Origin of the sequence: Polaribacter porphyrae (genome assembly GCF_002954685.1) — a bacterium.
Classification (GTDB): Bacteria; Bacteroidota; Bacteroidia; order Flavobacteriales; family Flavobacteriaceae; genus Polaribacter; species Polaribacter porphyrae.
The window spans coordinates 2,361,836-2,374,808 of the sequence record NZ_MSCN01000001.1 but is presented as its reverse complement, the minus strand read 5'-3'; the positions used below and the strand labels follow the sequence as shown (position 1 = coordinate 2,374,808).

7 protein-coding genes are annotated in these 12,973 nt (G+C 31.5%); all 7 read right to left on the bottom strand.

The features are described 5' to 3' along the window. Positions 1-29: 29 nt before the first annotated feature. Positions 30-2,870, bottom strand: a complete 2,841-nt coding sequence (locus tag BTO18_RS10645) for a DUF8487 domain-containing protein (RefSeq protein WP_211295598.1) — start codon at positions 2,868-2,870, stop codon at positions 30-32. Between the two features lie 3 nt (positions 2,871-2,873). Continuing rightward, the gene (locus BTO18_RS10640) at positions 2,874-3,617 is read right to left on the bottom strand and encodes an SGNH/GDSL hydrolase family protein (protein ID WP_105016199.1); all 744 of its coding nucleotides are present in this window, start codon (positions 3,615-3,617) and stop codon (positions 2,874-2,876) included. Positions 3,618-3,619: 2 nt separating this feature from the next. Continuing rightward, on the bottom strand, positions 3,620-5,020 hold the full coding sequence (locus BTO18_RS10635; protein ID WP_105016198.1) for a sugar porter family MFS transporter: 1,401 nt from the start codon (positions 5,018-5,020) through the stop codon (positions 3,620-3,622). Between the two features lie 19 nt (positions 5,021-5,039). Then, positions 5,040-6,605: a sulfatase gene (locus tag BTO18_RS10630; RefSeq protein ID WP_226789090.1), complete on the bottom strand. Its 1,566-nt coding sequence runs from the start codon at positions 6,603-6,605 to the stop codon at positions 5,040-5,042. 91 nt (positions 6,606-6,696) lie between these two features. After that, positions 6,697-8,328, bottom strand: coding sequence for a glycoside hydrolase (locus tag BTO18_RS10625; protein WP_105016196.1), 1,632 nt, complete (start codon positions 8,326-8,328; stop codon positions 6,697-6,699). Positions 8,329-8,348: 20 nt separating this feature from the next. Then, a complete protein-coding gene (locus BTO18_RS10620) occupies positions 8,349-9,929 on the bottom strand; it encodes a RagB/SusD family nutrient uptake outer membrane protein (protein ID WP_105016195.1) in 1,581 nt (526 codons plus the stop codon). A gap of 4 nt (positions 9,930-9,933) precedes the next feature. Continuing rightward, on the bottom strand, positions 9,934-12,954 hold the full coding sequence (locus BTO18_RS10615; RefSeq protein ID WP_105016194.1) for a SusC/RagA family TonB-linked outer membrane protein: 3,021 nt from the start codon (positions 12,952-12,954) through the stop codon (positions 9,934-9,936). Positions 12,955-12,973 lie beyond the last annotated feature (19 nt).

The following is a 12,973-nucleotide window of genomic DNA, read 5'->3' as shown; positions in this document are numbered from 1 at the left end:
GTTGTGTTTTTAGTTAGTTTGTTTTCTTTTTATGATTTTAAAAGCGATTGTATTTCGCTAATTTTTAATGGTATTTTTGGCACAAATTTGTTGCTATTCATATATTTTTTTAAGCTATACAATAACTGTTTTGCCTCTAGTCTTTTTTCTAAATTGGTGTGTAAATCGATTCCTGAAACGAGTATTTTTCCTTTACCAACTTTGGCTTCAAAAATTAAAGCAGTACTTCTATTTTTAAACCAATCATCAATTACACGTACAATTGGTTTTAGATTTTTATTAAAATCATCTAAAATAATTGCGTTAGAATTTGTCATTGCATCCCACCATTGCCAGTTGGAATGAAATTCTGTTGGAAAATCTGCTAACGCAGGATGTTTTGGGTCGCATAAAATTCCTAACGTGTGTGGTTTTTGTTCTTTAGTCCAGGAAGTATTCCAAAAAATACTTGAAAAACCAATCCCAATTTTTCCACCTTTTTCATCAGCAATATCTCCTTTATTTATGTTCAATAAAACGTTGCCACCATTTTGTAAATAGCTAATGGTTTTAGCATCTAACTTATCTACAACTTTAAAATCTGTATTATTAATTTCTTTTTGTGCTGTTGGATACACCCAAACATCCCAAGTGTTTTTAAAGTTTTTTACGTTTATAGTTAGCGTTAATTTTTGTGCTTTGTTGATTTTTTGAAGTGGAATGTTTATTGTACCTAACTGAATTCCGTTTCCAATTTTAATATTTATTTTAGGTAGATTTCCATCAACAAAAACAGTATCATCTTCATTTTTTAAAGACCATTTAGGTATCACATTTTCTAATGCATTTTCTCCAAAATGAGCAATTTCTATAGTTGCTTTTAAAGTATCTGTATTTTTAAATGCTCTCTTTTCTAAACGTGCTAAAGGAACAGTTTGCCCACTAAACTGTTTAAATTTTTCTGGTTTTACATACCCTTTTTCATCCCAAAAAACATCTAAAACACCAACTAAAGCAGTGCCTTGGCCTGGAAAATCGTGTAAATCTAACAATTGAAAACCAGCCATATTTTTGGTTCTTAATGCGGCTTCTATATCTGCTTTGTAACAAAGTGTCTGCAACTTTCCTGATGCTAATAAAAATTGTTCTGCCAAATCACCTAGATTATTTTCTTCTAAACTTTCTTTAAAAATCTCAAAATTTTTGGGTTGTAAAACACCTGTATATTTAGACATTTCTTTAAAGTTTGGATACACACACCATTGCCCCATTTCGTGACTTACGTAAGGCATTGGAGTTTTATCTATAAACTTTCTCCAATCAAATTGAGTTTGAGGTGGCTTTGCGTTAATAATGCTTTTTAAATTCTCATTCCAACCTTGAATTCTTGGTCCTCGATGATTATAGAAATCCATGTTATTTAAATAAGGATATCCTGCACCACTTGTGTATAGTTTTCGATTATCAAATTTTTTGAAATGAGCTACATATTTAGTTAAATATGCTTTATGATTTTTTCCACTTGGCTCATTACCATAAGTCATCATTACAAAAGATGGATGATTTCCGTAAGCATTTATTATATCCTCTCCCTCTCTATATAGCCAATTGTCTACAGGTGTTCCATCTCCAAGATTAGCTAACCACGCAGAAGCTTCTACTTGTAAATAAATTCCTTCTTCATCAGCTGCTGCAAATGCTGCTTCTGGAGGACACCAAGAATGAAAACGCATATGATTTAATCCGTGGTTTTTTATAATTTTATAAATTTGTTTCCAAGAAGCTACATCTGTTGGCGGAAATCCTGTTAACGGAAAAATGGCGCATTCTAATGTTCCTCGTAAAAAAATTGGCTTATTATTTACTGTAAAAACGTTGTCTTGGGTTTTAATTTCACGCATTCCAAAATCTACAGTTTGTTTATCTATGCCTGATGATGATTTTAAAACAACCTCCATTTGATAGACGTTTGGGTTGAATTCATCCCAAAGTTTCACATTATCTCCCATTTTATACTCTAAAACCAACTCTCCATTATTTATCTTAAATGCTTTTTGAACAGGTTTTAAAGAATTCTTACCTTTAAACTTTTCTTTAGCTGTTAGTTTTACGGTTACTTTTTCATCAGTTTTAAAATTGCCTGCTGTTTTAATAACAACTTCAACTTTGTTTTTAGTGATATTTGGTCTTATGTTAACAACATCAATATTAATTTTTGGTTTCGTTAATAATTTGATATCACCAATAATTCCATTCCAATTGGTTTGCGTATTGTCTGAAATACTGTGTGCATCTAGACCAACATTAATGTCTCTTATACGATTATCAACTCTTATAGTAATTGTATTTTTTCCTGCTAATAATTCATCAGAAAAAATATAATTGTGAGGTGTTGCCAAACTATTTTGACTGCCAATTTTTTTATTGTTAATCCAAACTGTAGATTCCCAATGCACACGTTCTAGATGCAATTGAAATTGTTTATTACTCCAGTTTTCTGGGATGATAATTTCTTTTTGATACCAAGCTGCACCTTTATAAACCTTTTTAGGCGTTAACCAAAATGGAATTTTTACATTTCCTTTTATGCGATATTTTTCCATTTTAGGATCTGTATACCACAAGCTATCATTCCACATATTTCCTGTCCAATCAGTATTTACTGTAACTTCATCTCCTTTGTTATTTGAAGCCATAGAACCAGGCAATTGTATAGTTTCTTTAAATTTATTTTGATGCCACTTTTTGATAATACCAACGTCTTCAGCATCTATTTTAAAATTCCATTCACCAGCCAAATCAATACTGTTTTCTTGTTCTTTTTGACAAGAACAAAAAAGTAAAGCTGTTATGCTTATAAGGAGTATATATATTTGGTTGGTAGTCTTCAATTGTTAATTTTGGTGTTTTTTAAAATATTCAAAAATTAAATCAGCTACAAATTGATGTCCTTTTTGATTAATATGATTGCCTTGTGCCATATAGCTTTCTAAAGGCATTTTTTTAGCGAGATTTTTAAAAAATTGATAACTATCTACCAATCCTACTTTGTGTTTTTTAGCTAAATCCCTAATTTGCTGACTGTGCTTTGCCAATTTTGAATCATCATTACTAATGTCTTCTCTAGTATCTGGTGTTGGTGTAAGTAAAATTACTTTTGTTCCATAATTTTTAGCTTCCACAATCATTTTTTCCCAAGCTTTTTTTGCTTTTTCTAACCCCATACTTCTGTCATTTAAGGCATAATCTATAAAAAGTACATCTGGTTTATAAATTAAAACTTCGTCTTTGAATCGTTTTGCACCTTGTGCTGCTTGTTCTCCACCAATAGAAGAGGTAATTGTATTTACAACTGAATATGGGTAATAATCGTTTACTTTTTTTAAAGTTCTAAAAGGATACGATTGCAACCTATCTAAAACACCTCTTGTTAAATAACCTGTGGGTACAGAATGCCCGTGAAAAACCAAATTGATTTGTTTGTTCTTTGGCCATTTTTTTTGCAATTTCACTTTTAGAGAATCTAAATAGGTTTTAGCAAAATTATTTTTTGAATTGTTGTTTTTTTGAGCATAACAGGCATTTATACCTATAAAAAGGATAGTAAATAATAGTATTTTAAATTTTTTAAAATGCATTATTAGTTGTCTTTTGTAAGTTCCATTTCTATTTCTTCTAAACTTTTTCCTTTGGTTTCTGGTAATTTCTTTTTGATAAAAATGAACCCTAAAACACAAATAACACTATACACCCAAAAGGTTCCAGAAGCGCCTAAAGCGTCATTTAAAATTGGAAATGTAAACGTTAGAATAAAAGAGGCAACCCAAAGTGAAAATGTGGCAATAGACATCGCAATTCCTCTTACTTTGTTTGGGAAAATTTCTGATAAAACTACCCAAGTTATGGGTGCTAAAGACATTGAGTAAATGGCAATTGCAGTAATTACTAGAATTAAAACTGGCAGACCTGTAAATTCAAAGAAATAAGCGCCTCCTAAAATTGCATATACCACTCCAAGGCCAATTGAACCTAACAACATCAATTTTCTTCTTCCCCAACTATCAACAGTTTTCATTGCTACAAAAGTGAAAATTAAGTTGACACTTCCTGTAATTACAATATTAAAAAGCATATCACCAACACTATAACCTGCTGCTGTAAAAATTTCATCAGCATAATTAAAAATGATATTTATTCCACACCATTGTTGAAAAATTGCCAACACAATACCAATAATGATAATCGGTTTTATTTTTGGTTTCTTCAAATCAGAAATGCTTACTTTATTTGAGCCACTTTCTGCAAGTGTTAATTGTATTGCTGCTAATTCTTGTGTAGCATAACCTTGCCCACCAATTTTATTTAAAACAGTTTTTGCGGTATCATTTTCTTGAATTTTTACTAAAAATCTTGGGCTTTTTGGCACTAAAAACATCAATATAAAAAATAGAATTGCAGGAATTAGCTCTGCCCAAAACATCCATCTCCAGCCAGTTTGACCATTCCAAGAAGCTAAAATTTCTGCTGGAGCACTATTTTCTGGAATTGCTTCTGCAATAAAGAAATTCGCAATTTGTGCTGCTAAAATTCCAATAACAATAGTTAGTTGATTGATGGCTACAAATTGCCCACGATATTTTGCAGGTGCAATTTCTGCAATATACATAGGTGACAGCGTAGAAGCTAAACCAATACCTAAACCACCAATTAATCTATATACTATAAAAGGTGTAAAATCACTTACGTAACCTGTACCAAATGCAGATAATGTAAATAAAGCTGCAGCAAAAATTAATGGATTTTTTCTCCCAAAACGATCTGCAACTACGCCAGAAATTACGGCTCCAAAAATACAACCAATCAAAGCACTACTCATTGCCCAACCTTGTACAGTTGGCATATCACTTATATTAAAATATAACTCGTAAAATGGTTTTGCACCTCCAATAACTACCCAATCGTAGCCAAATAAAAAGCCACCCATTGCAGATACTAAAGCTAAAAAAAGCAGGTATTTAAAATTAAATTTTGTGTTTTGCATAAATTTGGTTGATTTATTTTTAGTCTTTGGTTAATGCACTATTGTACCAATCTTTATTGGGTTTAAAATTTTCATCTAAAATTTGAAGTCTTCTTTTTTCCAAATTTTTAATCATTTTTTGTTTTCTAGTTGCAATTGTTTTTTCTGATTTTTTAGCATCAAAATTTGGGTTTATTTCAGGAAATTCTGCTTTACTATCTGCTAAAAAAGTATCTAATTCTTTTCTTAAAGATACTGCAATGACTTCATTTTGAGTAATAACATTATTTTTCTCACCAATATCAACTAATAAATTATACAGCTCGTCAACATTATTCTCCCAATAATGAATTAGTTTCCAATTGCCTTTTCTAATGATACTCACAGGTTCTCCTCCTTGATTTCCATAATGTGGATAATGCCAAAACAAAGATCTTGTTGCTAGATTTTTACCTTTTAAAATTGGTTTTAAGCTAATTCCATCTATTTTTTGAGTTTTATCTGGAGAAATTCCTGCTAAATCCAACAAGGTTGGATAAAAATCTACACCAGAAACTGGATAGTCAATTGTATTGGGTTTATTTTTTAAATTAGGAACTTTTATAACATAAGGTTCTCTAATGCCTCCTTCCCATTGATATCCTTTTCCTCCTCTTAATTGTAAATTATTTGTTGCAAAAGCACCATATCTTGAGCTTACCAAGCCACCATTATCTGAAGTAAACACAATAATGGTATTTTTATCTAAATTTAATGCTTTTAATTTTCTCATTAGTACACCAACAGCATCATCCATAGATGCAACTAAACCTGCATAAATAGGGTTTTCTTGTTTATTTGCGACAGGCAGAATTCGTTCTGAAATAAAATTTGGTTCATCTGTTTGATTAGCAATTGCTTTTTCTCTATATTTTTTCCACTTTTTTTCGGTGGTTTGCAGTGGTGTATGCACTGCATAAAAAGATAAAAAAGCAAAAAAGGGCTGATCTTTATGTTGTTCTATAAAACCCCCAGTTTCTTCTGCCAAACGTTTGGTTAAATTCTCACCAAGATATTTATAGGCTAATTTTGGGTTTTCCCAAGGTGCATAATAGCCTCCTTTAGGATTGCCAACTTCCCAACCACCAATATTAACTTCGAAACCGTGATTTTCTGGAGTAGATTCTCCTTTTCCTAAATGCCATTTACCAGCAAATAAGGTTTTATAACCATTATTTTTAAAGGCTTCTGCAATAGTAATATCTTCTTTTGGAAGCGTTCTTTTATAGTTTGGAGGCATAATTTTAGAGTTGAATTTATCTGACCAACTTTTGCCATAATCTGCACCAATCCAATCTGTAATTCCGTGATTTGCTGTAAATTTACCTAGTAAAATACTGGCTCTTGACGGGCTACATACTTGTGCAGCAGCATAACCTTGTGTAAAAATAGTTCCTTGTTTTGCTAAAGCATCTAGGTTGGGTGTTTCATAGAATTTACTGCCCATAAAACCTAAATCGTGTGCACCTAAATCATCAGCAAGAATAAAGATGACATTTGGTTTTTTATTTTTGATATCTGAACTTTTATCTATTTTTTGGCAACCGACAAATAATGTGGTTGCCAAAAAAAGACAAATTATTAACTCAAATTTACTCTCAAAAAAAAAATTCATTCTAATATTTTGTATAATAATTTACTACTATTTTTTAGTACAATTATTCTAGTGTAGCTGTTAGCGTTACTATAGATTTTGCTGGTATAACTAAACCATCATCATAAGTAGCTGTCGATTTTTCTAGGTTTTGGGTTTCTGAAGTCGTGTACATTTCAAAACGATCTGAAACGATTTCAAAATCTGAACCATAACCTGCAAAATTGATAGTTCTAGCAGAATCTGTCATATTATTAGCAACAATTACTATTTGTTTACCAGTACTATCTTTATAACCAGATATCATAAAATTTTCTACTGATGTAACTTCGTTATAATTCGGATCTACAATTTCAAAACGTATCATACCAGGCCTTACAAAACGGCTATAGTTTCCTAAAGCCCAAAGATTTTTTACAGCTTCAAAAGTACCATTTGTATGAGATTGGCTAGGACTGTTTGGTGTATATAATATAAGGTTAAATCTTTCTTTATGATCGCCAAATGTAGATTGGTTTAAAGCGGTCCAAAAGCTCCAACCTGTAGCATTACCAAAAACCAAATCTGTATGAATAATTTTTGCCATCCATTGTGCATAATCTATACTTTTTAAAGTAGAAATATCTCTACCTTGTTGATATGCAGTGCCTAATAAGCTATATTCAGTTTGCCAATAATCTAATCCAGCACCAGTATTTAATAAGGCAGTTTTGGTAGATTTTCTCTGATTTAATGAATTATCAGTTGTATTATTACTAAAATAACTATGACCAGCAACATGTTTTGATAGGTTTGTTAAATTACCTATGTAGTTTGGGCTAGAAGTGTCCCAAAAACTACTAATTTGGTTTTCTGTATTTCCAGTACCTGTGTATAAATAACGTAATTGACCAGCTTCTGGAATCATCATTTTAGCATTTACACCTTTATCAGTAAATACCTGATCCATAATTCTAGATACAGCTGCAACTTCTGCATTCGAGGCTTTAGTTCCAGATTGTTGTGCTTGTCCAACATCTGCGGTCCATTCATATTGAGTTTCGTTAAAAGCACAAACAGTAGAGAAATTATAGCCTTTGCTTTCATAATTTTTCATAACTTCTGCTATAAAATTAGCGTAATCGTCATATTTATCAACAGGACAATTAAAGTTTCCATTTCCTACAGTTCTGAAAGTATATCCATTTTTAGTCATAAAATATGGAGCTGTAATAGCCCAAGCTGTAAATTGAGGTACACCATATTCTTTTGCTTTTTGCAAAAACCATTGTTCACCCTCTTGTTTGGTCCAATCGTAATTACCATTAGCATCAAGAAAGCATTCTGTTTCTCTAAACCAAGAGCTTGCTCTAAATCCACTATTACTTTGTTCAATAGATCCATCTCCTATATACGTTCTCCAAAGAGATAAACCTATACCTTCTGGGTTTCCATTACTATCAAACCCACTACTAAATAATAATTTTGCAACAGGTTCTTTAGAAGCATCAGGCCATTTACCAACCCATTGATCTTGAAATCCACCAGAAGCACCAAAATGATCTATTGTTTGTTCTTCGTTACTGAAATTTAACTGCATAGCAGGTTCTAAACTTCCAAATTTAGGGTCATTAGGGTCTGTAAAATTATCTTTTTCACAACTTATAGAAATACTTAAAATAAGTATAATTAAAATTTTTGTTAACGATTTATTCATTATTTCTTTATTGAATTGTATTAGTAACCAGGGTTTTGTGTAATGTTTCCTTTAGATAATTGAATTTCTTCTGGTGGAATTGGCCAAACAAGATGAGTGTTTATATCAAAGAACTTTCCTTTGTCTTGAGGTTCTCCAAGATTTGTTGTCTCAAAAGGATCTGTACTTATATTCACATTATAATTTACAAAAGATCCATTGGGTCCCATAAGTAAAGCAATTCTTGGAACTCCATTTATTTTTTGCCTTCTTAAATCGAATAGTCTATGATGTTCTAATGCTAGTTCTAACCTTCTTTCTTTCCAAATAGCATCTCTTAATGCATCGCCTGTTAAAGCCATATTTGTAGTTAATTGAACTCTATCTCTTATTGTTTTTAAAGATGTTTTTGCTGTACCTTCATCTCCTGCAAAATATGAAGCTTCTGCATGCATTAAAATAACGTCTGCTAATCTAATATGAATGTAAGGTAAAGCTATTGTAGCTCTTTGATAAGGAACAGGTCTTTCATCTACAGGAACATAGAATTTTCTGTTGGTTCTTCCTGATTTATTTTCTGTTGGCTTACCGTCAAAAGATGTAGTTGTTGGATCACCGTAAACAGGCTCACCATGTTTAATTATAGTAGAACGTAATCTAATATTATCTCCTTCGCTTAAAAATGCATTTTCTAAATCGCTAGTTGGTGAACCCCAACCCCAACCTTGGTCTCCACGACTTCCGTTCGTAATAGGTAAGCCATTACCAACTTCACTAAAATTAAGGTCTGTAAAATAATTTATTTCAAAAATAGATTCTGGTCCATTATAATGATTTACTTTGTAAATATTCTCAAATTGAGTTTCTAAAGAATATTCTCCTGAATTAATTACCTCACTTGCCATGTCTTTTGCTGATTGCCACTTTTCTTCTGTTAGATATACTTTTGCTAACAAAGATTGTGCTGCCCCTTTAGTTACTCTTCCTAAATCAATTGCACTTTGTTGACTTTTTAACGGTAAATCATTTATGGCAGAGTTCAAGTCGCTTTCTATAAGTTCATAAACTTCTGCAATAGGAGACCTTACTTTATCACTAATCGAAGGCTCTAAAAGTTCTGTGTAGGTTGTAACTATTGGTAAGCCACCAAAACTTCGTACTAATTCAAAATAGAAAAAGGCCCTTAAAAAACGACTTTCAGCCATTAATCTTGTTTTCAAATTTTCATCCATATTAACTCCAGGAATTCTTTCTAGAGCAATGTTTGCTCTTGTAATACCTATGTAGTGACTTTCCCAGAAAGAATTGAAATATGTTGAACCAGGAAAAACATTATAAGCAGCAATACCTGTAATATCTGGTCTTGGTTGTAATGTATTACCAGACCAATTATCATCAGTAGCCATTTCATTTATTTGTCTTGGCATGGTAACTTGCCACCAGCTTTCTCCATTTACTTTATTGTAAATACCATTTACAAAGTTTAATGATTTTTCTTCTGTTGAAAAGAAATCATCTAGTTGTTCTTGACCTCTTAAAGGTTCATCTAAAAAATCATCTGTTTTACACCCAAAACTTATGATAAGTGTAGTGATTAAAAGTATTTTAATGTATTTTTTCATAATATTATAAGCTTAAGTTTAATCCTAATAAAAATGTTTTTGCTACTGGATTTCTGGCATAGTCTACACCAAAACCGTCTATTATTCCACCACCTCCAGATACTTCTGGATCAAAACCAGAATAACCAGTTATGGTTAAAATATTTTGTCCCGAAATAAATGCTCTACAATTTTGGAAACCTGGTAAGGTAAAATTATATCCTAATTGTATATTTCTTAATCTTAAATATGATGCATCTTCTATAAATAAATCTGAAGGTCTTTGGTAGTTACCATTTCTGTCTTGTTGCGTAAGTCTTGGATACGTTGCACTTGTGTTTGTTGGGCTCCAGACTCTGTTTAAGGTTCCAGCTGCGATATTTACATCTTGTGTACCAGAATTTAAAAACGTACTTGGATAATTAAATACATCATTACCATAAGTACCATACCATTGCATAGATAAATCGAATTTTTTATATTCTAGGTTAATATTTAAACCTCCATAAAAATCTGCAAAAGGGTTTCCTATTGTTTGCATATCATCATCATTTAGTAGACCATCATTATTTTTATCTTCAAAAATTAAATCTCCTGGTTGTGCATTTGGCTGAATAATAGTTCCGTTTTCTGAAGAATGTGAATTGATTTCTGTTTGATTTTGAAATATTCCTAAAGTTCTGAAACCTTGAAATAAACCAACAGTCTCACCAACTTCTGTAATTTTTATAAATCTATTTCCTAAATCTTCTCTTTTCTGTCCTAACAATTGTTCAATACCAGGAGCTATAGAAACTGCACTACTCTCATTAGATGCAATAGTTAAATTTAAGCCTAATTTAAAATCTCCAAGTTGTTTGTTGTAACCTAATTGTAAATCAAAACCTCTAGACTCAAAACTACCCACGTTTTGAGCAATTGTTCCAGGAATACCAGTATAGTTTGGAGGTTCTACATTGAATAGTAAGTCTTCTGAAGTTCTTTTATAAAATTCAATTGATGCAGTAAATGCATTATTCCACATCCCAAGATCTATACCAATATTTTGATCTCTTACAGTTTCCCATTTCAAATCTGGGTTACCAAAATTTCCTAAAAAGTTTGTTACAACTCTGTCTCCACCAAAACCAAAGTTTCCATCTGATACCGAGAAAAATTGACCACTTATACGAATGTTTTGGTTTCCAACTTCACCTGTAGCTATCTTAAACTTTAGATTGTTAATTATTTCGCTTTTGAAAAATTCTTCTGAATCAATATCCCAAGAAAATGATACTCCAGAGAAAATACCTGTTCTACCATCTTCTGGAAAAATAGAGGAACTATCCGCTCTTATAGAGGCATTAAAAGTATATTTATTGTCAAAACTGTAGATTGCTCTAAAAAATGCAGAAAAAATATTTCTTTGACTTTCTGAACCACTTGCATTAACTGTTTCTCCATTTGCTGCACTAATGTATCTTAATAATGGGTTTTCATCATCTGGAACACCATCTTGTGAGGCATTTAAAAAGTTCACGTTTTGGGCATCATATGCAATACCTCCTAAAAAATTTATGTAATGTTTATCTACAATCGTTTTCTCAAAGTTTAAAGTATTATTTAATACATAATCAAATCTTTCACTTGTATTTCTAAAAACAGTATTTATTTGTCTCTGTTGATTTGGGTTTGTAAAATAAGTAGGAGAGAAGGCATCTGTTCTTGATTTAGTTAGATTTAAGCCTATTTGCGAATTAAATGTTAAATCATTAGTGATTTCATACTTTAATTTAGTGTTGGAAAAGAAACCGAAAAAGAAAGTTTCATTAAACACACGTGAAGCAACACCAACTGGGTTTGGTACTAAATTGTTACTGGCTTCATAAATACTAAAAATATTACCTGTTCTTTGACTTTGTGGTAAATAAACTTCTGTTAGTGGGTCTATTCTTAAAAGATTGTACAATAGTCCTGGTGTATTTTCATATTGTTCTACTCTTGGGCTTAAATCTTGAGATAGCGTAACTTTATCAGAAATTTTAAAATCGACATTAAAACGACCTGTAAATCTTTTATACCAACCTTTTGTATAGTTGGATTCTTGGTCAAAAAGACTCACACTACCTGAATATTTAATTTTTTCAGAACCTCCAGAGAGATTAATATTTGCATTTGTTATTGGAGCAAAATTTTCGATAGTTTCATCCCACCAATCTGTATCAGTAGTAATATTTGTAGGGTCGTATAAAGGTTGATTACCATCATTTGTTCTTCTTAAATTTATAACTTGCATATATTCGCTAGCACCAGCCATTTGAATTTTTTCTAATGTTTGAATACCTGAAGAAATATCTACATTTATTTTTGTTTTACCTTCTTTACCTCTTTTAGAAGTAATTAAAACCACACCATTAGATGCTCTAGACCCATATATTGCAGCAGCAGAAGCATCTTTTAGAATTTGAAAGTTTTCAATATCTGCAGGATTTAAGAAGTTTAATGAAGTGCCACTTGGTAGCATTACACCATCTAATACAATTAAGGGCGTACTACCTAATGTAGATGTTATACCTCTAATTACTATTTGGGGTGATGCACCTGGATTACCACCAGCAGAAAGTACTTGTACACCAGCTGCTCTACCTTGTAAAGCTTCTGCAGGGTTACTAGCAACTTGTTTTACCAAATCTTCTCCTTTTACAGTCGAAATTGAACTTGTAACTTTATCTCTAGATACAGAACCATAACCAATTACTACAATTTCATCTAATTGTGCTACATCTGGTTCTAATGATATTGAGATTTCTTTTTGACCAGCATATTTAACTTCTTTAGATTTATAACCTAAATAACTAAAAATAATGGTAGCATTGTTTGCTATTGTTATTGTGTATTTTCCATCAAAATCGGTAGTTGTACCGTTTTTTGTATTCTTTTCTAAAATACTTGCAGATGGTATTGGGTTGTTATTTTCATCTGTAACTGTACCTTTTACTACATTTTGAGCTGATAAAGAAAACCCAAAAAACAGGGTAAAAAGTATTGTTAGTGTTAAGTGCTTCATATTATGTTATTTGATTGAT

Excerpts from the sequence above, each read along its gene's own strand:
- BTO18_RS10640 (WP_105016199.1), bottom strand. The coding sequence starts at position 3,617 with ATGCATTTTAAAAAATTTAAAATACTATTATTTACTATCCTTTTTATA.
- BTO18_RS10635 (WP_105016198.1), bottom strand. The coding sequence starts at position 5,020 with ATGCAAAACACAAAATTTAATTTTAAATACCTGCTTTTTTTAGCTTTA.
- BTO18_RS10625 (WP_105016196.1), bottom strand. The coding sequence starts at position 8,328 with ATGAATAAATCGTTAACAAAAATTTTAATTATACTTATTTTAAGTATT.
- BTO18_RS10620 (WP_105016195.1), bottom strand. The coding sequence starts at position 9,929 with ATGAAAAAATACATTAAAATACTTTTAATCACTACACTTATCATAAGT.
- BTO18_RS10615 (WP_105016194.1), bottom strand. The coding sequence starts at position 12,954 with ATGAAGCACTTAACACTAACAATACTTTTTACCCTGTTTTTTGGGTTT.